This window comes from Bacillus sp. BD59S (assembly GCF_007363175.1).
Lineage (GTDB): Bacteria > Bacillota > Bacilli > Bacillales > Bacillaceae_G > Bacillus_A > Bacillus_A pacificus.
The window spans coordinates 2,192,514-2,215,114 of record NZ_CP034686.1 but is presented as its reverse complement, the minus strand read 5'-3'; the positions used below and the strand labels follow the sequence as shown (position 1 = coordinate 2,215,114).

Here is a 22,601-nt window from a genome sequence, read left to right as displayed (position 1 = left end):
ATGTTATTCATTTTATGTACAACACTCTTACAACATTGTAAGGATGTTGTAATCTATATCGATTTTTCTCACTTCATAATAACCGTATACTGTGTAAAGAAAGAAATTGAAGGAGATAAAGAAAATGAAAAAGTTTTTAACAATTATTACACTATGTTTATTATTTTCTAGTTTTACTATTGGCTGTGAGAGAGCATCACTAAATCGAATTGGTAAAGATGTATATTACGTACAGATACAAGGCGAAGGAACTATCGAAAAAGTTGAAGGTAAAAACTTAAGAAACTACACACTGCCTGCTTATGACGAAGACGGAGTAAAAAAACAAATTACATTTAGAAGTAAGAAAGCATCAAACGAACATAAATTAAATGAAAATGCATTTTTATGTCTTTATGTAGATCAAGATGATAAGAACAAAAATGAAATATCATCAATTGAAGTAAAATCCTATGAAGAGATTCAGAAAGCAGATTTACCTGAAAAAATAAAAGAAAAGTTTAATATTAAATAAAAAACAAAAGAAAATGCACTATGCATTTTCTTTTGTTTTTTTCACTCGTATATATTTTGAACTGCTATTATTCATCAGTTTCTCTAAGCGATTTATATTTTCCGTTAACGCACCTTTCACAAGAGAGAAATCTGTATTTGGTTCTTCTTTTTTTTCTTTAAAAAACGAAGACTTTTGTACATTTACTTCAGCCATCTCTTCTCCCCCTTTTCAAAAAGATACAATCTTCTATTTATATTATATCGCAAATGTAGACAGCGTGTACAAGTATCATTTTCTTTTTAATTCTTCTTCTAACTCTTCTACTTGCTGCAACGTATCTCCTTTTATTAAAGAGAAATCAGTTGTATCTTCATTATCTTCTTTGAAAAAATCATTGTCATAATCTTTTATCACTACAATCACCTCTACGTGCTAGTGTAGGAATGATTGTCCGATTTTATTCAACTTTGTCCGAATTTATGTATAAAAGAGTAGGACAGAAGATTCTGTCCTACTTAATAAAATAACTATGATGTATCGTTAAATTATATACATTTTCAAAATCCCGGTCTTGAAGATTATTTTTCTTCCCGTCAATAACAATGAAAACATCACTCACTATTTTTGCTGGTATAATTCCGACATTTTCTACTTGCACTGCTTTCTGCTCATTCAATTGCTCAATGTACTCTAACGGAATCATAATACTAAATTGAGAACGGATACCACGAAAGTTTGTATTTAATTCCTTTGCCGCTTCAAATACAACAATTTTTGCTCCAATCTTTTCCCCGTACGAATCTAAAAATACGTTTAAGCTTTTTGTATATTCTTCCTCCGTATGCCATTCCATCGTACCGAATACTGCTGGATTGACATTTTGAATAATTGTTGTGTATATTTCTCCTCTTGCTTTAGAAGCAATTAATGACCGTTTTATCGATTGAACCGTCTTGCCGATATCGCTAAATTTCGCTCCCCATATTTCTGAAATATTAGGTGTTAAAATAAATGCAACATCAACGAAAATAACCATTGCAGTGAACATTAAAAGATTTTTCCAGAGGGTTAAATCAATTCCTTTTATCATGAAATATACGGTGACTGATATTATAAACAACCCATACCAAGTCTTTCGAATACGTTGCTTCTTCTCCTCGTACAACTCTTCGTTTTTCCAATAGAAGAAAACAAGTAATAGAAAAACGATTGCTAAAATAAATAAGCCGATTCGAATGTTAGAGATCACCAATGACATCACCCTCCATTCAAAAAATACTCACGATATCATTACATGCACAAGCAACTCTCTTTATGACAAAAGACGTGGACAAGCTTCTAAATTTAGCTACATCGCATATACATTAGAAGGTGCCACGTCTTTATCATGAGTCTACATTGTATATGTAGACAAGCATTCATTTCAAATTTTCATGTTAAAAAGTAATATGTTTCGGAATTTCCCCTTCAGGTACTTCTCCGTCCATACTTAAGTAATAATGACGAATCGGACGTAAATTTTCGTCTAATTCATACACAAGCGGAATGCTAGTTGGGATATTTAATGAAACTACACCATCACTTGAAAGGTTGTCTAAATATTTCACTAGTGAGCGAATTGTGTTACCGTGTGATGAAATGATTACTTTATTACCACTCTTTAATGTCGGCGCGATTTCTGAATGCCAATAAGCAAGCACCCTTTTCTCCGTATCCTCTAAACATTCAGTTAACGGAAATTCACCTTTTTTGAGTGTTTTATATCTTGGATCCGTCGCTTCATATCGAGTATCCTCTTCAGTAAGAGCTGGTGGTCTCACATCAACACTTCTTCTCCAAATATGAACTTGCTCCTCACCATATTTTTGCGCAGTTTCATCTTTATTCAAACCTTGCAATGCACCATAATGTCTTTCATTTAACTTCCAAGATTTATGTATTGGCACCCAAGTAAGGTCCATCTCATGCAGCACAATCCATAAGGTCCGGATTGCTCGTTTTAATACAGATGTATAAGCAACATCGAAAGTATATCCATTTTTCTTTAATATTGCTCCTGCTTCTCTCGCTTCACTTAATCCATTCTCTGATAAATCTACATCTGTCCATCCAGTAAAGCGATTTTCAAGATTCCATAAACTTTGTCCGTGACGAATAAGTACAAGTTTAATCATGATAATTCCCCTCTCGGAAATGTGAATTTTATTGTTTCATTGCGTACACGTATAAAGTATCTAGTAATGTATCTTTTTATCCATTCACTCTATGACCAAACCATAGTTGCCAAATGTATGGATAAAATTTGTTCTTTTTCAAACTATAAAAACAAATATAGTTTTCATTATTTTTGATCGATTACAACTTCCCGTTTCGATATCCAAGCATCAAAACCTGTTCGGCTATTTGCCATTTCATTCATAACTTGATGCCAATTTTCTTCACATGATTCACCAAATTTTGAAAAAATAGTACTCATTTGTTGCCTTTGTACATCGCTAAGTTTTTTCTCTAAATCTACACCTTTTTCTGTTAAAGATAACTGTTTCACACGGCGATCATGTGTAGCTTCATTGCTCTCAATTAAACCCTTTTCTACAAGTTGACGCAGTGGTCCGTGAAGAGCCTGTTTACTTATTTCTAATAATGATAATAACTCATTTACACTTATCCCTGGAAAGCGTGCGATAAAAAATAAAATTCGGTGATGTACTCGTTGTATACCATACTCTTTTATAATTTCATCTGGCTTTTCAGTAAATGTTTTATATGCAAAGTAAAATAATGCTAATGCTTCATTCATCTGTTCTTCTTTATGTTGTGTCATCTACTTTCCCCCTGTATGTAAATTATACCACAATCTAGTAATGAATATTTTAATCAATACTCTAGAACTGCTTTCGTTAATTACAAGAAAGCAAAACAATGAGGAGATGATTCACTTGAAAACGCAATATACTGTAAGTACATATTTATTAGACCGACTAAGCGAATTAGGAATTGAGCATATTTTTGGTGTCCCTGGTGATTATAATTTAGCTTTTTTAGATGACGTAGTAGCACATGAAAAGTTAGAGTGGGTTGGCAATTGTAATGAGTTAAATGCGGCATATGCTGCTGATGGATATGCTCGTATAAAAGGAATCGCCGCTCTTATTACCACTTTCGGTGTTGGAGAATTAAGCGCCATTAACGGTGTTGCTGGCTCATACGCAGAAAACGTACCTGTTGTAAAAATCACGGGGACACCACCAACAACAGTAATGGAGAATGGAGCACTCGTTCATCATACGTTAGGTGATGGAAAGTTCCATCATTTTTCCAATATGTATAGAGAAATCACTGTCGCACAAACAAATTTGATTCCTGAACATGCCGCTGAAGAAATTGACCGTGTGTTACGTGCATGTTGGAGTGAAAAACGCCCTGTTCATATTCAATTACCAATTGATGTGTATAATAAACCTATTAACAAACCTACGGAACCAATTTTACATAAACCAGTTTTAAGTAATAAAGATGCGCTGGATAAAATGCTTCTACATGCCATTTCAAAAATAAATAGCGCCAAAAAACCTGTTATTTTAGCTGATTTTGAAGTGGCTCGTTTTCATGCGGAAGAATATTTGCATCAATTCGTAGAAAAAACTGGGTTTCCTATCGCGACATTAAGTATGGGGAAAGGAATATTTCCAGAAAAACACCCTCAATTCATAGGGGTTTATACTGGTGATGTAAGTTCTTCGTACTTGAGAAAAAGAATTGATGAATCTGACTGTATTATTAGTATTGGTGTGAAGTTAACTGATACTATTACAGGCGGTTTCACACAAGGTTTTACGAAAGAACAAGTTATAGAAATTCATCCCTACACTGTGAAAATTATAGATAAAAAATACGGGCCAGTTGTAATGAAAGATGTTTTACAACATTTTAGTGACTTAATTGAGCATCGCAATGAGGGAACTCTTGAAATTAAGCCGTTTATTTCAGAATCAGTTTCTATTACAGAAAAGTTTAATCCAAAAATGCAAATGGTTACGCAAAAACGTTTTTGGCAGCAAATGTACCATTTCTTACAAGAAAATGACGTCTTAATCGTAGAACAAGGAACGCCTTTCTTTGGTAGTGCCGTTATCCCATTACCTAATAACACTACATATGTAGCGCAACCATTATGGGGATCAATCGGTTATACATTACCTGCTCTACTTGGTACACAGCTTACTGATTTATCGCGGCGCAACATATTAATTATTGGTGATGGTTCTTTCCAATTAACTGTTCAAGAGTTATCGACAATACTTCGGCAAAATTTAAAACCGATTATATTTTTAATTAATAACAATGGATACACTGTTGAACGTGCAATTCACGGCCAAAACGAACCGTATAATGACATACAAATGTGGGATTACACAAAACTAGCGAACGTATTCGGAACAGAAGAAAAAAGCCAAACATTTAAAGTAGAAAATGAAACAGAGTTAGAAGAAGCCTTAAGTAAAATAAGTATTGATAAGAATCAACTTACCTTTGTTGAAGTTGTAATGAGCCAAGGGGATCAGCCTGAATTGTTAGCTAAACTTGGAAAAAGAATTGGCCAACAAAATTCTTAATATTACAAGCATAATCTAATTATATAAAAGGAAAAGGATGACAAGTGTCATCCTTTTCCTTTTATATATAATATTTTAAGAATATCCTTCGACTAACGTCTCGTGTGACAAGTCAAAATTTTTAATCAGCCTTTAACTTTATAGCTTTTGTAGCAATAAATGTTTTAATATGCTTATCTAATATCCTTGTTCCACCAAAATCATCCTCATAAAAACCTGTTATAATAAAACCCGCTTCAACTTGGCCTTGGATTTGATCTTCTAGTGTATGCGCATATTCTATTGTTTGATTTGAATCGATATAATCTTGAACTTCATCCTCTGGTAAATAATCCAATGTCGATGAAGGGATCGAATGTTTTACATCAAGAATACCTTTTTGTTCTTGATTATCATCAAAAATCCATAGTAACGGATTTGTAAATCCAGAAATGAGAATACCTTTATTCTTTAAGACCCTTGAAACTTCATTCCATACAAGATGAACATCTTTTACAAATAAATTAGAAACAGGATTTATAACAATATCAAAATATTCATCCTCAAAATCACTAAGGTCTGACATATCTCCTTGTACTGTTTTTAAAGTTAAACCATCCCGTTTTGCTACCTTTTCATCTTGTTCCAATTGCTTCTTTGATATATCAGTAACTGTTACATCTGCTCCAGCAGCAGCTAGAATTGGTGCTTGTTGTCCGCCACCTGACGCTAAGCAAAGTATCTTTAATCCATTTAATGACTTTGGAAACCAATCTCTAGGAACTGATTTTTCCGTAGTCACTGTAATCTCCCATTCACCTGTTCTGCTTTTCTCAATAACCTCGGTACTCACAGGCTGCGTGTATCTAGAACCTTCTTCAACCTTCTTATCCCATGCATTACTGTTTTGTTGTGTAGTATCCATTACAGTTATTCCTCCTAATGACCTAGTTGCATTTTAAGTGTAAGCTTATTAATTATTTATGCTTTCCTTTTTCTATTAACCTGCCTGATAGTTATTACATAGTTGTCTATATTCATATTAACAGATAAATGACGATAATTACTAAAAATTATAAAAACTCACAAAATTATATATCCATTCAATTTACTTAGAATAACCGTAGAATTGGCAGTTTCAAACCACTCACTTACACATAAAAAGGCATTCCAAATCTGTTGACAGTTGGAATGCCTTTTTTAATGTTATTTAATTTCTAAAGCTCTTAACTGAACCCATTAAACAAATAAGCTACAATTTTTCTTTTTTATTCAGCAAGCGTTAACTGCCAAGACACACCATACTTATCATTTAACCAACCAAATTTTTTACTAAACGGATAGGCACCTAAAGGCATAAGTACTGCTCCATCCTCCGCTAATTTATTAAAAGCCGTTTCAATTTCTTCTTCCGTATCACAAGTTACATAAAGAGACATAGCTGGTGTAAATGTAAAATTATGATTTACATAACTATCTATGCACATGAATTCTTGCCCGTGTAACGTAAACATTGCCTGAATTACAGTACCCTCTTTACCAGGTCCATTTTCATCGTAGCGAGAGATACTTACAATTTCTGATTGATCAAATAGTGATGTGTAAAAATTCATCGCTTCTTCAGCTTTGCCTTCAAACATTAAAAATGTAGTGATTTTTTGATTTGTGTTACTCATATAGAGACAACCCCTTGTTATGTATTGATGCAAAATATACATCGGCTAGTAAAATCGAACATATATTCCCGCGAGTATATTGTCTATAAAAACGATGAGTTTGTCAATTATCTACTTTCTTATTTCTTCTTAAATAATGCTGTCCAAAGAAATGATTCTCCAAACATAGTATTTGGTTGTTCCATTTGCTTCATTTTTCTAATTTCACTCACTTCAAATTCTTTAAATATCTCTCTTAATTTTTCTTCCGAATAAGCAAGACCACCTTGTAGACTCCATCCTCTATATACGTCCCAATCTGTTATTTCTGATCCATTTCGCTCATCTAAATCACCTGCCGCAAAACATGTTAATCCGAAATAACCACCTGATTTCAATGAGTTTTTAATTAAATCCACATAATTTACTCTTCTATGTGGTGGAATATGATGTAAACAGCCCGAATCGTATACAAAGTCAAAATCATTTTGACCCTCCAAATTAAAAATCGAATCACAAATAAAGTGAATTTCTATCCCTTTTGCTAACGCTCTCTCTTTCGCCCAATTAATGCCTTCTATAGATAAATCCACTGCCGTTACATCAAATCCTTCATTTGCTAGATAAATTGCGTTTCTACCCGGACCACATCCAAGTTCTAGTACTTTTCCTTTTGAAACCCACTTTTTATTTATATACGAAACTAGGTTCTCATCTGGAACATTTTCAAAAAACGGAACATCTTTTTCTCTATTCGCATAAAATTCATTCCAAAATGGTTCTGCTGGTCTTAATAATGAATCAAGCATTTTAATAATATCTTCTTGATTATGCAACGTTTCATTTTTCACTTGTATCCCTCCAAATTTAAATAGTCAGAAAATCATTATACATCTTTTAGAACTTTCAGACAAAAATAAAAACTCCTACATTCAATAGGAGTTTTTATTTTTAAAATCCAAGTATAGCTAACCATTTTAACAACTTCTCTTCTCGCGCTTTTAAATCATCGTTCCTAAGCTTACCTAACTGTATTTCACTCACAATTTCTCCGTCCGCCATAAAAAGAACTCTTTCTGTTTTCGCTGCTACCTTTACATCATGAGTCACTAACATAATAGTCGTTCCATCACGGTTAATATTTAATAAAATTTGCATTACCTCTTCTGTTGATTTTAAATTTAGAGCACCCGTTGGCTCATCAGCAAAAATAATATTTGGATTATTAATGAGCGCTCTACAAATAGAGACCCTTTGTAATTGCCCTCCAGATGCTTCGGTTATATAATGAGACGCTATATCACTTATCCCCATTTTCCCCATTAGCTCTAGAGCACGTTTATTTACTATTTTCTTACTCTCACATTTCGCTAAATATGCTGACAAAATGATATTATCAAATAGATTCAAGTTTCTAAGAAGGTTGCTCTGCTGAAAAATAAACCCTATTTCAGTAAGGCGCAACTTGGCTAACGCTTCTTCTTTTATACAAGATATTTCTTTATCACCAATTTTCACACTTCCTGATGACATTTGATCCATTCCACTAATATTATATAGTAACGTCGATTTCCCAGAACCAGAAGGCCCCATAACCGATACAAATTCTCCCTCATAAACCTCTAAATCTATATTTTTTAGCACGTGATAATTTGCATTTCCATCTATTGAATATGTTTTGTTTACTTGCTTTACTTCTAAAATTTTTTTCAAGTTTTACACCCCTACTCCCCATTTGGCTTTACATCGTTTGTTTGCTTTATAGTAAAACTACTGAAAAGTGTTGTTGCAGTCACAGATATAAATAATATAGCTGGGCATATTATATAAGAAACGATAGGATTTACGACAAACTTTATATGAGCTGCTCCCATAAATGAGCCTAACCAACTTACTAACATTTCACCAAACGTAGCAGCTATACATGTCCCTGTCACAATGCCTAATAATACGATCACAATAGAACGAGTTATATACTGTATACGAATATCTTTATAAGAAAAACCGATATTTTTCATAATTAAAATTTGCGAAGAATCTTTTGCTAATATCATTTTAAAAAACATCGCAGTAATTAAAACTGATATCAATATCGCAATCAAAATAGCCACTTGAGTCACGAGTCTTAATTGTTTAATTGTCTCTCCTAAAGTTTGCGTTAAATAATCATCCGTATCTGTTATTTTTGCAGAACTAAAATTTTGTTTATACTCCTTCACTTTTTCTTGCAAATCAACAATAGACTTTAAATCTACATTTACTACATACCATAATATGTTTTCGTTATTATAAGAAAAGTTCGCTTTAGCTGTTTTCCCGCCATTTGTTACATCTTGATACATACCACTAATCGTAAGTGTTTTCTCTTTCCCATCAACAAATAAAACGATAGAATCCCCTACATTCTTTTTTAATTCATTTGTGTTCATATAAGAAAGAGCAATTTCATTTTCATTTTTTGGTGCCCTACCTTGCATATAGTCTAATGGAAATGTAGTGAAGTCTCCCACTTCTACATGTAAGTTTTCATTTGTACCATCAGCGCTTACCATTTTAAATGTACTCGTTACAAATGTTGCATATTTTTCTACTTCATCATCATTTCGTATATATGATATAACGTCCTTAAATCGTTTCTCTATATTTTCAGTTTGCTGTAAATCTATTCGAATATCACTTTTTCCTGTTCCCATATAATTAACAAACTTCGGTGATTGAATCGTATACAAAAAGTTAACAGGTACAACAATCATAAACACAGCTATTATTAATACGATACTTAATACGCGATATAACTTAAATCTTTTTATAATATCTTGTATACCAATAAATATATTTACATTTTTAAATTTAGATCGATTGAGTGAAAAAGAGTTTCTAATCTTTCTTTTCCCTAACTTATCTCTTGATCGTAAAGCATCTATTGCTGTAATTCCCCTAAATTTCCGCAAAATGATACGACAGTACAGGATAACGACTAAAAATAACAGTGTTGTAATTATGAATGGCACAACATTGTGTAAAATACTTTTATCTGCCGCCCCCATATAAAGAGTGATATTAGAAGTGAATATCTTTGTAACAAATAGGGAAAGTATATATCCACATATACATCCACCAGCTGAAATAACAACATATTTTGTTACATATAGTTTTTGAATATCTTTACTTGTAATGCCGATAGCTTTCATAACACCTATTTCCCGATAATCTTCTTCCATCGAAGTAATGATCGTAAATCTAATACATAACATTGCAATTAACATTAATAATGCACTTATTATGATAAGTACCGCAGCTATTATTCCATCCGTTAATGAATTGAGTGCTTTAAATAGTGAATACGTAATAGAGGGACCTTTTTGAGGTAAGTTCGATGACTCGTATAGATTTTCAAATTCATTTATTTTATTTACATCTGTTAGCTGGAATTCAATAAGATATTCGCTTTCTCCAAAATTCCTTTTTATTCTTTTGAAATCTTCATTGCTTATTACGAATCGTTTTGAACTAACAATTGATGGATTCATTTGAACATCACGAACAAATGCTGAAATAGTAAATTCTAGTTCATTCTTATTTTTATCAACCCATATTTTATCTCCAATACGCAAATTATATTTTTGCATATAATAAATGGGTACACCTATTTCCCCTTTCCTAATATCAACCACTTCATTATTTAAATTTAATAAAAAATCAAACTTACTATTTTGTTTAACGAAGCTTATGTCCATTACACTATTATGTTCCGCTTCATTTTTCTTCTTTATAAAAATGGTAGATCCGTTTATTTGGACCATCTCAGCCGTTTGTTGTTTTTTTACAAACGGAGTTTTTTCTACAAAAGAATCAATTGATTTTTGATTTACTTCTCCTACATGCATTTGTACGAAATGCGGTGCGTTTGATACTTTAACCAATTGCTCCATTGAGTTCAATAGATTAATAACGTTACTTGAAGCACTAGCCATTAAAAGACTTGATAACATGATAAACATAAATAAAATGGTAATTATCATTTTATTTTGAGAGAAATCTCTTTTTAACATTCTCCTAATCATATTAAGCTAGTTCCCTTCATTCGATAGTATTTTCTTCGTCACAACCGCTATTAATAACATTATGAAACTAATAACTAATATAGGTAAATAAATTTTCATACTGAATTCTTCAAACATAAAACCATAAACGACTTGCCCAATCGGTGCCATACATTGGGATACCGCTGTTATAATTGCCATTACTTTTCCTAAGTTTTCATTTGGTGTTTTCTTTTGAACTACAGTAATCACATAGATGGATACAATTGTCATGATCATTGCAATTAGAATAGAAGAAAGTATAAAGAGGATAAATGGTGGGTAGTATCCTAAATTAAGAATAAAAGGCGTAACTGATAGTGCCATTGGTATTACTAATAAAGCTATTAAAATCATCCAATAATACAATGTTTTCATCTGTAGCTTTTTCGCAAAAAAACCTATTGATAATGCACCTATAATAGTAGCAAAATCGATCAATCCCATTCCAATTCCATATAACGTGTGGCTACTTTCCATTGTTACTCGTATAATAATTGGAGCACCAACAACAAATAGCGGTGTTAGTATTAAATTTAGTAATGCGGCTAAAAGCATAGATTTCAAAATAAATGGTTGTTTTAAAACGTATATAAACCCTTCTTTCATATCCTTTACAATTGTCGGTATGATATGACTTTCTTGCACTCTCTTTATAAAAGGTATTGTAATAAATATTTCTAAAATCGCACATAAAAAGAAAGCAAGACAGCTTATTATGACAAGCATTTTCAAACCAATTATGCCGTACAATATTCCTCCTAATACAGGAGCAACTATATTAGATAACGCTTGCACACCATTTACGATACCGTTCGCTTGTTCTAACTTTTTCTCTGGAACTAATTGCGGAATACTCGCCATTACTAACGGTGCGTACATTGCACTAATGATCGCTAGTAAAAACATAATTGTTCCAATCGATAGAATAGATACAGATCCAGTAAATAACAAAACTATAAAGCTTAATACAATCGCAGCGTTTATAAAATCAAATATAACCATTACATTACGGCGATTGAAACGATCTGCTATCGCACCGCCAAGAGGAGCTAGCAAAAACGGAATACTTGTTACCGCATATAATCCTGCGAATATATCAGCACGCCCTGTTATATCTAGCACATATAATGACAGAGCAAAACGTAAAAGTGTTGAACCTAAAATAGTAATAATTTGTCCACTCACCATTAAATAAAAATCTTTCATCGAAGGTTTTATACTAATAGACATTATAATCACACCCTTCCTTTAAATTAGACCGACTGTCGGTCTATAATAAACAAACAGAAAAGCATTATTTCAGCTTCATTAAAACCTCCATCATATAATCAAAGGATCCTTCTTTCGCTCCAACAGATACTTCCATCATTTTAATATAAGCTTTCGCTCTTCTCATCATTTCTTCTGGCTTCCATTGGAATAAACCTTCATCAAATATCACTTGCGCTGAAGAGAGTAATAATTCAATCGTTTCTTGTGGGTATGGTGTAGAAAATACACCTTCATCGATTCCTTGTTCTAAAATCTCTGCTAAAACAGGAGATAAATGAATAATGGATTGCACTATACTTTTTTGATGCATTTCCGCATTATTTGGTTGATGAAATTGCTCAATCATTTTATCTTTTACATCCCCTGATTTTGGCGATTGCTCCATTAAAACTCGAAATAACTTTTCTAACACTGGGATATTTGGATTCGAGACGATTACTTTTGCTTTAGCAACATCTTCTTTAATAATCCTCATAATAATTTCATCCATTACTTCCTCTTTCGACTTAAAATAGTGATAAAACGTCCCTTTTGCTATCCCTATCTCTTTTAAAATGTCATTTACTGTTGTTTTCGTATAACCTTTCGTAACAAATAAACGTTCAGCCGTTTCTAAAATTTCTTTTCTACGCTCCTCATACTCCTTTACTATTCGCATTCAAGTTCTCCTTCCCGCCAGACCGACTGTCGGTCTATTTAAATTATATGCTTAGTTAGTAAAAAGTTTCCTGTTATTGTACATATACACCATCTTAGTTTCTATTTCCTTTATAAATTTTTATTTTATAACGTCCGTTCAATTTGTTTAAAACGTATCTCATGTTTCTTATCGTCAACTTTCATTTTAGGAAAAGAACGATGCCCCCCTGCTTGAACCTATTTTTCTTAATTCTTCATTCAGACGCACAATACTTTGTAGTTTTTCAGCTCCTTTACCACAGTCTACGCATCTCCTTTTCACCGATAGCTTCAAAAAATGACAATTGATTCATACGATACGGTTCCCCTCTGTTCGATCTATTTACTTATGAATGGATTATTTTGTTGAGTCCCAATATGCAATATTTCATATTTCGTACTTTTAATTTATATATATGTGTAATAATTTATCTATAACAATATAAATTATTACTAAGGGTGATTTATATGAGCAAGTTCCGAAATAAGATAATTAAATATTTGCAAACATTTTGGGAATGCTTAGCATTTGGTGTATTAATGTTTGCTATCTTCTTAATTATGGATTTAAAAGATGCATCTTTAAATACATTAGGCTGGAGAGACTGGCTAGGTTCTGTAGCAGGCGCAGCCATTTTATCTGTTGGAACGTTTACTTTAAATAAATTGAATTTAAAATAAATATTCGGTCAATACTGAATGTAGGCTGTATGCCAACATTCATGTAAAGTAGTCTTCTCTGTATCTCCTTCTATTGAGCAGTTAGCTCTTGCTAGCTGCTCTTTTATTTCGTTCCAGTTCTTACCTCTTAAAGAAGTCTTTAACTGCGTTTCCCAATACGTACACATATCTATTCCCCTTTGCTACAAAATGAAATCTTTATTTTGTTTTACGCGTCGCTTCTTCAATCAGCCAAGATACAATATTAAAATTATTAGCTTCAACCTTTAAAGATGTTCCATTCAAAAAGCATTCTTTCATCACCTCGAGTAATTCTCCAACAACTTCAATTCATCCCGTATTCATTCGACCTTTCTCCCAAATAACTATTTTGTTTTACTTTATACTCATTGCTCTTTTGAACATTTACCTTTCTATTGTTATATTTGCTCATTGTTTTTCTCTTTGTTTTACTAATTAGCTGATTAATTTCGCAAACACCATTTATTAAACATTCCATGTCTCTTCATCTCTTGAATATTTTTCAAATAAAAATACATACTATTTTCAAGCCGCCGTATCCACGGCTAATACTTCTTTCTTTTGTTACAGCAGAAGCAGGTAGGTTCTTCACTTATCTGCTTTCTCTGTATATTTTTTAAGAAATCGAAAATAATACCAACAAGCTGTTTGAACTAGCAGCTTCACTCTTCTCGTAATGAGGATGCAATTTATCACAATTAGCTAACTCATTGAACTCACTGGCAGACAACAAAAATCGTTGTCTGCTTTTTGTATGAGATTTTTCATTTTACATATACTACTTTTGAACCTGCATACCAATACGAGCCATTTGGTGCTTGGGATTTCCCTTCCGGGGATAAGTATTTTTTACTTATCCCTTTTTTGTATAGACACTTATATTTAGGGTAAAACTAATCACAAGCAGATTTTCTGTTTATGCGTAGTTCTAAACAAGATTACTTTTTCTCCTATTAAAGGACAGCAGGTACGACTGCTAGTCCTTTTTTCTTATATCACTTTCCCTTCTGATAGTTTCACACTACATTACATTCATCGCCGTAGTAAGCAATTTCCCAATAAGGATGGCAGTTGTGTTTCTCGAGTTCCCCATCGAACAAAACTAACAAATTAGTTTTTCAGTTTCCAACGTTCGTACCCCCATACGAGTTAAATCCTTCATAAACTTCTCTTGTTCCATTTCGATAATTGCGGAATGTGTAATGAAAATACTCGCTCACTTAAATACCTTTTCTTTCAACCAAAGTGGTCTACTGAAATAGTAGACATAATAAGTTCTATTCTCTTTTTACTGTAGCATAACATTCCCGTATCGTTTGAATGTGTTATAAATTTCTTTCACCAAATCATCCAATTCTTTATTAGCAAAAGATATTTTCGTATCGTTATACCAATTGATTTTTTCATAATTCGTATCATCATCAGAGGAGCTAGTACGAATTGCTTTCTCTCGATTTTTTTTCGATTAAATATTGTCCATACGTAAGTTGCACTTGTTCTTGAATTACGACATGGTTGTAACACCCTTATTCTACTGGTTTTGGGTTATAAAATTTCTTTTATAAGTTTTAAATACGGTGAATGAAATTTTTGTTTTTTCTTGCTATCATCCTTGTTCTATACAAACAAAAAAAGAGCCACAATATTTTGCGACTCTTTACAATTATAACTATTTAACGGCCACGTCTTTGCTGACCTTGCTTTGTACTACCTTTTTTATTACTTGGCTTATTAAATGATCGGTTGTTTTCATTTCTTGAACTATTTCTTGAATCACTTCTTGAACCATTTCTCGAACCACGTCTTGAATCACTTCCTGAACCTTCACGGCTATCTCTTTGACGATACTCGCCTGATTTCTTCGGAGCCGGCTTTGGTACCGGTTTTCCATTTTCATCTACACGTTTTATCTTCGGTTGTTCGATTATTTCTCTTTGTATTGGTGCACCAAGCGTTTTTTCAATTTCTTCTAAATGTTTTTCATCTTTCGCTGCAACGAACGTAATTGCAATACCTGATCCACCTGCACGTCCTGTTCGGCCAATGCGGTGAATATAACTTTCTACATCTTCAGGGATATCAAAGTTAAATACGTGCGTTACACCATCTACATCCAATCCACGAGCTGCTACATCCGTTGCGATTAAGTACTGAATTTTTGCTTCGCGGAAACTCTTCATAACTCTTTCACGTTTCGCTTGAGGGATATCACCATGAAGTTCAGCACAATTATAACCTAGTCCTTTTAAATTATCATACAATTTACTTGCTCTAACCTTTGTACGACAGAAAATAACTGCTAAAAATGGCTGATCACGGTCCATAACAAAACGAAGTGCGTCTGGCTTTGCACGATCTGTCGTCTCAATGACACGCTGCTCAATTGTATTTACCGTTACTTCTTCACTTTGTACTTGAATCATTTGCGGCTCATCCATATAACGTTTCGCCAATTTTTTAATATCTTTTGGCATCGTTGCTGAGAATAGCATCGTTTGTTTACTACCAGGTGTCTCATCTAAAATATCTTCAATATCATATAAGAAACCGAAATAAAGCATTTGATCCGCTTCATCTAGTACAATCGTTGAAAGATTACTTAAATCAATTGTTTCACGTCGTATATGATCTAATAATCGTCCTGGTGTTGCAACAACAATATGTGTATTACCTTTTAATTTTCTCAATTGTTGTGCTACATCTTGTCCGCCATAAATCGCTAGTACATTAATATCTTCTCTTTGAACAAGCATTTTTTTAATTTCAGTTGTAATTTGTAGGGCTAGTTCCCTTGTTGGTGCAACAATTAAAGCCTGAACATCACTAGACTCTGGATCGATTTTTTCTAAAATCGGTAACACGAATGCTAACGTTTTACCCGTTCCTGTTTTCGCCTGCCCAATAATATCTTTACCTGACAGTATAACCGGAATCGCTTTCTCCTGAATTGGTGTTGCTTCTGTAATTCCATTTTCACGTAATGTATGATTAAAAGTCTCACTAATTCCTAATTCTAAAAAGTTTTTCAAATAGACCACTTCTTTTCCTTATTTTTCACATTAGCTTTCATTGTACCATTTGTTTCGCCAAATATGAAAAATAAAAAAATTCTTATCTTCTTTTTTTATATTCATCGTGTACTAGTCGGACAAATTCTTTTTGCTTTTTCTCGGATTTTATTAATGCTTCCATGTTAGTAGAAGACAAAATGAACTTCTTAACTTTTCTATTACTCCAAATTAATCTTGTATACTTTGTATCTTCGTGTAGCTTTCGAAACCACTCTAATTCACTTAATTTTGCAATATGATGTTTTAATTTCATGTCATTTCGAGGATAAAATAAAATAAAATAACATTTGCTATTACCTCAAATAACGAACCCATCTTCTCCCCCTATCCCCTTGCTCAAATTATATATATTCTTCTTTACATATATATTTCAATTTTACTGAAATATAATGTTACTGACTTGGTTGAAATTGCAAAATATATGAACTAAAAAACCGATCTATTCGATTTAGGAAAGATCAGTTTTCATTATTTTATAAAATAAGTTTTCCTCCATGGTAGCAATAATACTGTGCTGCTTTAAGACTTTTAATCCTATTTAAAGACTGTTTCGCTTTTTCTATATCTAAACAATAATTCGGATTAGCTATAACTAACTCTCGATTCTCTTGAACCGCTGCGTCTCCTGTAATTACACAGTCTAAATTCGGAAAATATAATGAAATATGCCCCGAAGTATGTCCTGGCGTCGCTACTATTTGACATTCATTATTCAAAATCATTTGACCATCCTGTACTTTTTCATCGACGGAAATATGTTTTATCTTTTTTAACTGTTGTATAAACCATTTACCAAATTCTTTTTCTTCATTTGGCATACATTCTAGCATTTTTTCAGCTTGAGCCAACCTCTCTGATTTTATATCACCACTAATATAGTTAGATTCGATTTCACTAGCAAAAACATTAATTTGAGGATACTTCACTTTGAAATCATATAAAGCCCCTAGATGGTCTTCATCATAATGGGTAATAATTATATTCTTTAAGTTTTTCATCTCATATCCATGTTTTAATATTGCATTTTCAATTAAAGGTAAAAAACTTGGATATCCTGTATCGACTAACGTTAATTCATTATGTAATATAATTAAACTTGGGTAAACACATTGTTTTTGCCCGTTAAATTCGAATTCAATTGGTAGTTCTATTATTTTCATTTTTCTCCCCCCATATTGCTTATTCAATATTTAATAACCACTTCGTCCACATATATTTTACTATACATATTAAAAAATTTTTTCAATATTTTGTTTTAATGTTTTTTATTGGTTAATTCTATTTTTAAATGTGGTATACCAAAGATATTTTATATCTATTTCTCATATGTGTTAGCAAGTTCGTTTGTAAAATCATATACAGGGTTTTCACTCTTAACCTAAGCTGATCCTTTTTATAAATGAATTTAACCCTTATTGGACAAGTATCCGTTTCGAATTATTAAAAAGATGAATATCCTACTAATAGCTATTAGCTAATTGATAGGATGGGAGATGTTTTTTTGTCTGAACGTTGTAAGAAGTGTGGACATAGACTTTGTAACTGTAGTTGTCATAAAGAATGCAAAACTTGTGTACAAAAAGTTTTTATTGAGAGCGCACCAAGTGTATTCTCACCGGCTTTCGGGAATTTTTATCAGACTAACTTTATTACATTAGTCAGGAATCAACCTATGCCTTGGAATGCTACTGGGCAGACAGCTGGTGGAGTAAATCTTGACTCTGATGGAGTGACTATCCATGTTACTCAAGCTGGTTCATATTATATCGATTACTATGTAAGCGTGAATTATAATCCCGATACTCCTGGCGGTGACAGGGATTTGGGGTTATTCATAAACGGGGTGGAAGTTCCCAACAATCAAACGCGATTTGGAGTTTCTGATTACGAAGCCGATCGCAATGGTTGTGCCACTGTTTCTGGTGGATCTATTGTATTCATCCCAGCTAATGCTACTGTTCAATTGAGAAATGTATTAGATGAAATTATAGACACTTGTGATGGTCGAAAACTTGCAGCATCGATTAATCTAATTAAATTATCCTAATACTCTTTTCTTAAATATCATATTATCTATAAGTGATAAAAGCGCCCTAGAGTGGGTGCTTTTGCTGTTTACAAATATTTTGCCTATTTAATTTTCTTCCTAAAATATAAATTTACCATTATTTATCTAATATAAATAGTTTTCTGTATTCTAAATACCCTCTTTTTCCACCTAAAATATACAAATGAAGTGATTCCCCCAAAAACGAGATATAGAACAAAACACCCAAATTACTTATTCTGAATATTCTTTTTCAGATAGATAGTTTAAATTTTTTTGAAAACCATATTTTCATATGTAATAAAAGAGACATCTCATAAAATTAGAAATGTCTCTTTTAAATTAATTAAACAAATTTAGTTGTATTTCTTTTTTTTGAAAAGTTTCTTCATCAATAAATTATACATTTTCAGTGCTTGTACTACAACTTGTCGAGTATAAAATTGGTATACCGCATATAGCATCATTCATTACATCACGAAAAACTTTTGCAGCGACTTCTGTAAAAGTTTGGCATAGATTAGAAATATCATCATTAAAAAACTGAATCACTTTTGCAGCAAAAACCGGAAAAACAACATTCGCTCCACCTGGGAACTGCGGCTGCACAACAACTTGCTCAAAATACAGGTTGCTTTCTAAAGCTACTTGAAAAAGGTGTGCAATTTCAAAAGCGTCTAAAGGACAAGGAATTGGGTTTACAATTCCATCTCCAATAACACTAACAACAATAGTTACATTTACATTGCCAAATTGCACTGTAGGTTTAAGAAGTGTAGCTAATGCAATCGCTTTTTCAAAATCCGTAGTTTGTACTAAAATTATAAAATTTCCATCAGTCGGTATTAGCGGACCTACTGTTACAGTTGGATCAGCTCCTATCGAATTTCTAAGTTCGTTAAAATATGTGATCCATGGCGGTGAAAGTTGAGGTTGTACACGCTCGTCCATTCTTTTTCCACCTCCTTATACAATTCTTAATACTATAATATGGAACAATTCTAATAGTGCATTAGATATATTTATTATTTTTTATAGCATTTTCGTATCAATTTGAAAATTTTGTGTGTTTAGAAAACCTTTTAGAAACATTTAGCCATTTATTGTACGTCAATAATATAGTAGTGAAAAATTTACAGGTGAAGGATATAGAAAGAAGAAGGTTGCTAGTTCATTAATTGTAAAAATATGGGACATTAAATAAATAAGCTTCATTTGCAGTAATATACCTTTACTATTCCTTATATTGCAGCGATTCACTGATAAGACGTACAATCTCTATCCTTTTAGAATTAATTAAAACCTTAGGTAAAATCATCTTTAGATAGATAACGTTTGCAAGTGGTTTGATTTAACAAATACTACTTATATACCATGTAATAAAACAATGTGAATCATTGCATAATCCACATTATATTATTTTAAACAGGTAATCCCCTATTTTTATGGAAATATATCATTAAGAAAAACAATAAAATTGATTAATCTCTCACTTCTTTGTCCATCCTTTTAAAAAATCTATGTTTTTGTAAAAGGAGTGTTTATATGGAGAAACAGGTACTTTGGAAAAAGTTCAAAAAAAGCTCTGTAAACCTCGGTAAATCTAGCGTATATGAAAGTATTATCTTATTCTACACAATGAAAAAGAAAGAATTGCCTACTAAAGCGAAATTCATAATATTAGCCGCTTTATCTTATTACGTATTAACAATCGATTTCATTCCAGATATAGCTGCTATTATTGGGATTGGCTTATTAGATGATGTTTTAGCAATCGCTGTAGCGCATAAATACGTTATGAGACACGCAGATGCTGAAATTCGAGAGAAGAGCAAGGTAAAAATGGAGTCATTATTTACTTCAGCACAAGCATAATTAAACTAACAGTCATTTATCTACCTTTTTACTTTCAAATAAAGCTAACTGTAATTAATGATATTTCTATCCACCTCATTGAATATTAACCTTCACCATGAGAGCATTGCAGAATAAATTCCTAAAAAGCAAAAGCATTTCTCTTAGCGCTCAAACCGTAAACAAATAGGGTGTCAGCACTTGTTCCTAAGTTCTGACACCTATTATTTATTCTTATATTTATCTGTTATGCAGTTGATTCCAGTAGAGGAATAAAAACAATAATAGTGCAGATAGTTTATACAGTTGCATGTGTCCCCTTATACAAAACTGCTATTGCCACTGCGATAAGAATCATCCCCATAAAAGCAGGAGCTGCATGACCAAGTGATACATAGATTTGTCCGCCAATAATTGGACCAATTATTCTTGCTAAAGCTTGAATAGATTGGCTACCACCTTGTATCCTTCCTTGTTCACTACAACTGACAGACTTTGAGAGCATCCCATTGAATGAGGGCCCGAAAATTGAATCACCAAAACCAAACAGTAACATCCCAACGATTAGAAGTGGATATAAGGAAAACAAAGCAGATGCTGCAATAAAACTGTAGCCAATAATCTCCGAAACCATCCCAAGTATCGCTATTTGTTTATCACTAAGCTTGATTAAAAGTTTTGGCATTATAAAAGCTTGTGAAATGATGTCTTGAAAGCCCATAATTGAAAACATAAGTCCGATTAGTGCAGGCTGCCAACTAAAAGTATCCATCGTAAATTGAGTGAAAATTGCTTGTAAAGATCCGTTAGGTATCCATAGTAAAAACGCTGAGACAAGTAACCATGTTAAGTTTTTCATGGAAAGTATGTTTGCTAGCTGTGCAAAAGGATTCAACCTTACAAAAACAATCTCTTTTAACCTATTATTTTTGTGAAGACTCTCAGGCATATATTTCATACCATATAAAACATTTAATAAAGTGATGAGCGCTCCGAAATATAAAGGTACAGAATGACCAAACTTTGCAAGTAAGCCCCCAAGAGTTGGTCCAATAATAGTTCCCGCTCCTACAACTGCACTCACCCATCCAAAGTATTTCGTTCTCTGCTCTGGAGGGATGATGTCTGCAAAATATGCGAAGATCATACTTATGCTCCCGCCTGTTATTCCTTCTATTATGCGTCCAGCAAACAGTACCCATAAAGCTCCCCCTATCCCAAAAACTAAGTACCCGATTGCAGAACCGAACAGGCATATTAAAAGTAATGGGCGACGGCCATATTTATCGCTCAAAGCTCCAAGTACAGGAGCAGCTAAAAACACGCAGGCCGCATATACGGAAGTTAGTAGTGTAACAACCAATGCTTGTTCTTCCGGATTACTTGTATATGGCTGGACTAAGAATGGGACTACAGGCATGATGATACTGAAACCTATACCACAAAGAAATACAGAAATAAGTCCGAATAGTAAAGCATGTTTATTTATGTTTTTTTCAGTTTCCTTTTCATTTTTCGATCTAAATATAGACATTTAACTTCTCCCCTCAAAACTTTTGTTGCCGTGTCAACAAAATAATAACTCCATTTTGTTGATTGGTCAACAAAAATAAAATAATAAAAAGGTAGCCTATTCTCAGGAAAATAAGGCTACCTTTTTATTATTTAAATGTATTACGACTTAATATGTATACCCTGTTTCTTTATTTCTGCATCCAAATGCCTACTATACTTTTCCACGAAGCTAATGATACTGTCGAACTCTTCCTCAGTTACTTGCTCAAATACGGCTTTATCTCGCTCCTGAAACTCTTTGTGCAGATCTTCATGGATTTTATAAATTTCTTTCCCTTGTTCAGTAAGCCTAAAATAAATTTCTTTCTTATTTTCCGACTTTTGATAGCTTTCAATAAGGCCTTTTTGTATGAGCTTCTTAGTCATTCTACTTATAGCACCACGAGTCACATAAAAAGCCTCTGCAAGTTGTGTCACGTTAGAATCTGCATTGTTTTCAATATATTCAATGCAATGTACTTCAGAAGACTTAAAACCTTTAAGACCTTCTTCCATCTTATCTTTATTGAGCCAAACCAGCTTATTATATAATTCCCTGAAACCGTTCATAACCTGTTCTTCCTTATTCATA

At 32.8% G+C, this 22,601-nt stretch carries 24 protein-coding genes; 5 read left to right on the top strand and 19 right to left on the bottom strand.

Going from position 1 to position 22,601, the window contains the following annotated elements:
• Window positions 1–124 precede the first annotated feature (124 nt).
• Window positions 125–514 carry a YxeA family protein gene (locus EKQ63_RS13435; RefSeq protein WP_087952612.1) on the top strand — a complete coding sequence of 130 codons (390 nt, stop codon included), beginning with the start codon at window positions 125–127 and terminating at the stop codon, window positions 512–514.
• An 18-nt stretch (window positions 515–532) separates the two neighbouring features.
• On the opposite strand, the gene spoIISB is transcribed toward EKQ63_RS13435, so the two are convergent.
• The 5 genes from spoIISB to EKQ63_RS13410 form a co-directional block, all read right to left on the bottom strand.
• On the bottom strand, window positions 533–709 hold the full coding sequence (spoIISB, locus tag EKQ63_RS13430) for a stage II sporulation protein SB (protein ID WP_000852620.1): 177 nt from the start codon (window positions 707–709) through the stop codon (window positions 533–535).
• A gap of 75 nt (window positions 710–784) precedes the next feature.
• Window positions 785–910, bottom strand: a complete 126-nt coding sequence (locus EKQ63_RS13425) for a hypothetical protein (RefSeq protein ID WP_000588712.1) — start codon at window positions 908–910, stop codon at window positions 785–787.
• A 97-nt stretch (window positions 911–1,007) separates the two neighbouring features.
• Entirely contained in the window at window positions 1,008–1,745 is a 738-nt protein-coding gene (locus EKQ63_RS13420) for a type II toxin-antitoxin system SpoIISA family toxin (protein ID WP_140168735.1), read from the bottom strand.
• A 187-nt stretch (window positions 1,746–1,932) separates the two neighbouring features.
• Complete coding sequence (gene gpmA, locus EKQ63_RS13415; protein ID WP_087952606.1) at window positions 1,933–2,670, bottom strand: 2,3-diphosphoglycerate-dependent phosphoglycerate mutase; 738 nt, start codon at window positions 2,668–2,670, stop codon at window positions 1,933–1,935.
• Window positions 2,671–2,837: 167 nt separating this feature from the next.
• On the bottom strand, window positions 2,838–3,320 hold the full coding sequence (locus EKQ63_RS13410; protein WP_088328201.1) for a MarR family winged helix-turn-helix transcriptional regulator: 483 nt from the start codon (window positions 3,318–3,320) through the stop codon (window positions 2,838–2,840).
• Window positions 3,321–3,426: 106 nt separating this feature from the next.
• On the opposite strand from EKQ63_RS13410, the gene EKQ63_RS13405 reads away from it, so the two are divergent.
• On the top strand, window positions 3,427–5,112 hold the full coding sequence (locus tag EKQ63_RS13405; protein WP_088328200.1) for an alpha-keto acid decarboxylase family protein: 1,686 nt from the start codon (window positions 3,427–3,429) through the stop codon (window positions 5,110–5,112).
• Window positions 5,113–5,233: 121 nt separating this feature from the next.
• Here the strand turns inward: EKQ63_RS13405 and EKQ63_RS13400 are convergent, their stop codons facing one another.
• The 7 genes from EKQ63_RS13400 to EKQ63_RS13370 form a co-directional block, all read right to left on the bottom strand.
• Window positions 5,234–6,016: a class I SAM-dependent methyltransferase gene (locus tag EKQ63_RS13400; RefSeq protein WP_087952600.1), complete on the bottom strand. Its 783-nt coding sequence runs from the start codon at window positions 6,014–6,016 to the stop codon at window positions 5,234–5,236.
• 343 nt (window positions 6,017–6,359) lie between these two features.
• Window positions 6,360–6,767, bottom strand: coding sequence for a VOC family protein (locus EKQ63_RS13395; RefSeq protein WP_087952597.1), 408 nt, complete (start codon window positions 6,765–6,767; stop codon window positions 6,360–6,362).
• A gap of 119 nt (window positions 6,768–6,886) precedes the next feature.
• Window positions 6,887–7,597, bottom strand: a complete 711-nt coding sequence (locus EKQ63_RS13390) for a class I SAM-dependent methyltransferase (RefSeq protein ID WP_087952595.1) — start codon at window positions 7,595–7,597, stop codon at window positions 6,887–6,889.
• A 100-nt stretch (window positions 7,598–7,697) separates the two neighbouring features.
• A complete protein-coding gene (locus tag EKQ63_RS13385) occupies window positions 7,698–8,459 on the bottom strand; it encodes an ABC transporter ATP-binding protein (protein ID WP_087952594.1) in 762 nt (253 codons plus the stop codon).
• Between the two features lie 11 nt (window positions 8,460–8,470).
• On the bottom strand, window positions 8,471–10,810 hold the full coding sequence (locus EKQ63_RS13380) for an ABC transporter permease (RefSeq protein WP_143881129.1): 2,340 nt from the start codon (window positions 10,808–10,810) through the stop codon (window positions 8,471–8,473).
• Between the two features lie 6 nt (window positions 10,811–10,816).
• Window positions 10,817–12,064, bottom strand: coding sequence for an MFS transporter (locus tag EKQ63_RS13375; protein WP_143881768.1), 1,248 nt, complete (start codon window positions 12,062–12,064; stop codon window positions 10,817–10,819).
• Between the two features lie 61 nt (window positions 12,065–12,125).
• On the bottom strand, window positions 12,126–12,761 hold the full coding sequence (locus tag EKQ63_RS13370) for a TetR/AcrR family transcriptional regulator (protein WP_143881128.1): 636 nt from the start codon (window positions 12,759–12,761) through the stop codon (window positions 12,126–12,128).
• Window positions 12,762–13,249: 488 nt separating this feature from the next.
• Here EKQ63_RS13370 and EKQ63_RS13365 point away from each other — a divergent pair, with 488 nt between their 5' ends.
• Window positions 13,250–13,462, top strand: a complete 213-nt coding sequence (locus tag EKQ63_RS13365; protein ID WP_143881127.1) for a hypothetical protein — start codon at window positions 13,250–13,252, stop codon at window positions 13,460–13,462.
• 8 nt (window positions 13,463–13,470) lie between these two features.
• Here the strand turns inward: EKQ63_RS13365 and EKQ63_RS29900 are convergent, their stop codons facing one another.
• From EKQ63_RS29900 to EKQ63_RS13345, 4 genes are all read right to left on the bottom strand, one after another.
• Window positions 13,471–13,629 (bottom strand): hypothetical protein, encoded by a 159-nt coding sequence (locus tag EKQ63_RS29900; RefSeq protein WP_173601326.1) that lies wholly within the window; start codon window positions 13,627–13,629, stop codon window positions 13,471–13,473.
• Window positions 13,630–15,156: 1,527 nt separating this feature from the next.
• On the bottom strand, window positions 15,157–16,521 hold the full coding sequence (locus tag EKQ63_RS13355; protein WP_143881126.1) for a DEAD/DEAH box helicase: 1,365 nt from the start codon (window positions 16,519–16,521) through the stop codon (window positions 15,157–15,159).
• Between the two features lie 73 nt (window positions 16,522–16,594).
• Complete coding sequence (locus tag EKQ63_RS13350) at window positions 16,595–16,807, bottom strand: hypothetical protein (RefSeq protein WP_411469468.1); 213 nt, start codon at window positions 16,805–16,807, stop codon at window positions 16,595–16,597.
• A gap of 220 nt (window positions 16,808–17,027) precedes the next feature.
• Complete coding sequence (locus EKQ63_RS13345; protein WP_087952581.1) at window positions 17,028–17,714, bottom strand: MBL fold metallo-hydrolase; 687 nt, start codon at window positions 17,712–17,714, stop codon at window positions 17,028–17,030.
• A gap of 341 nt (window positions 17,715–18,055) precedes the next feature.
• Between EKQ63_RS13345 and EKQ63_RS13340 the strand changes: the two genes are divergently transcribed.
• On the top strand, window positions 18,056–18,601 hold the full coding sequence (locus EKQ63_RS13340; protein WP_061680180.1) for a hypothetical protein: 546 nt from the start codon (window positions 18,056–18,058) through the stop codon (window positions 18,599–18,601).
• Window positions 18,602–19,000: 399 nt separating this feature from the next.
• Here the strand turns inward: EKQ63_RS13340 and EKQ63_RS13335 are convergent, their stop codons facing one another.
• Window positions 19,001–19,552 (bottom strand): hypothetical protein, encoded by a 552-nt coding sequence (locus EKQ63_RS13335; RefSeq protein WP_061676298.1) that lies wholly within the window; start codon window positions 19,550–19,552, stop codon window positions 19,001–19,003.
• 594 nt (window positions 19,553–20,146) lie between these two features.
• On the opposite strand from EKQ63_RS13335, the gene EKQ63_RS13330 reads away from it, so the two are divergent.
• Window positions 20,147–20,476, top strand: coding sequence for a YkvA family protein (locus tag EKQ63_RS13330; protein WP_087952577.1), 330 nt, complete (start codon window positions 20,147–20,149; stop codon window positions 20,474–20,476).
• A gap of 277 nt (window positions 20,477–20,753) precedes the next feature.
• Here the strand turns inward: EKQ63_RS13330 and EKQ63_RS13325 are convergent, their stop codons facing one another.
• On the bottom strand, window positions 20,754–21,989 hold the full coding sequence (locus tag EKQ63_RS13325) for an MFS transporter (RefSeq protein WP_143881125.1): 1,236 nt from the start codon (window positions 21,987–21,989) through the stop codon (window positions 20,754–20,756).
• Window positions 21,990–22,129: 140 nt separating this feature from the next.
• Window positions 22,130–22,600: a MarR family transcriptional regulator gene (locus tag EKQ63_RS13320; protein ID WP_087996815.1), complete on the bottom strand. Its 471-nt coding sequence runs from the start codon at window positions 22,598–22,600 to the stop codon at window positions 22,130–22,132.
• Window position 22,601: the final 1 nt, after the last annotated feature.

Bases quoted from the DNA above. Each gene is read 5' to 3' on its own strand.
- EKQ63_RS13435 (WP_087952612.1), top strand. From the start codon at position 125: ATGAAAAAGTTTTTAACAATTATTACACTATGTTTATTATTTTCTAGT.
- spoIISB (WP_000852620.1), bottom strand. From the start codon at position 709: ATGGCTGAAGTAAATGTACAAAAGTCTTCGTTTTTTAAAGAAAAAAAA.
- gpmA (WP_087952606.1), bottom strand. From the start codon at position 2,670: ATGATTAAACTTGTACTTATTCGTCACGGACAAAGTTTATGGAATCTT.
- EKQ63_RS13410 (WP_088328201.1), bottom strand. From the start codon at position 3,320: ATGACACAACATAAAGAAGAACAGATGAATGAAGCATTAGCATTATTT.
- EKQ63_RS13405 (WP_088328200.1), top strand. From the start codon at position 3,427: ATGATTCACTTGAAAACGCAATATACTGTAAGTACATATTTATTAGAC.
- EKQ63_RS13400 (WP_087952600.1), bottom strand. From the start codon at position 6,016: ATGGATACTACACAACAAAACAGTAATGCATGGGATAAGAAGGTTGAA.
- EKQ63_RS13395 (WP_087952597.1), bottom strand. From the start codon at position 6,767: ATGAGTAACACAAATCAAAAAATCACTACATTTTTAATGTTTGAAGGC.
- EKQ63_RS13380 (WP_143881129.1), bottom strand. From the start codon at position 10,810: ATGATTAGGAGAATGTTAAAAAGAGATTTCTCTCAAAATAAAATGATA.
- EKQ63_RS13370 (WP_143881128.1), bottom strand. From the start codon at position 12,761: ATGCGAATAGTAAAGGAGTATGAGGAGCGTAGAAAAGAAATTTTAGAA.
- EKQ63_RS13365 (WP_143881127.1), top strand. From the start codon at position 13,250: ATGAGCAAGTTCCGAAATAAGATAATTAAATATTTGCAAACATTTTGG.
- EKQ63_RS29900 (WP_173601326.1), bottom strand. From the start codon at position 13,629: ATGTGTACGTATTGGGAAACGCAGTTAAAGACTTCTTTAAGAGGTAAG.
- EKQ63_RS13350 (WP_411469468.1), bottom strand. From the start codon at position 16,807: ATGAAATTAAAACATCATATTGCAAAATTAAGTGAATTAGAGTGGTTT.
- EKQ63_RS13345 (WP_087952581.1), bottom strand. From the start codon at position 17,714: ATGAAAATAATAGAACTACCAATTGAATTCGAATTTAACGGGCAAAAA.
- EKQ63_RS13335 (WP_061676298.1), bottom strand. From the start codon at position 19,552: ATGGACGAGCGTGTACAACCTCAACTTTCACCGCCATGGATCACATAT.
- EKQ63_RS13330 (WP_087952577.1), top strand. From the start codon at position 20,147: ATGGAGAAACAGGTACTTTGGAAAAAGTTCAAAAAAAGCTCTGTAAAC.
- EKQ63_RS13325 (WP_143881125.1), bottom strand. From the start codon at position 21,989: ATGTCTATATTTAGATCGAAAAATGAAAAGGAAACTGAAAAAAACATA.
- EKQ63_RS13320 (WP_087996815.1), bottom strand. From the start codon at position 22,600: ATGAATAAGGAAGAACAGGTTATGAACGGTTTCAGGGAATTATATAAT.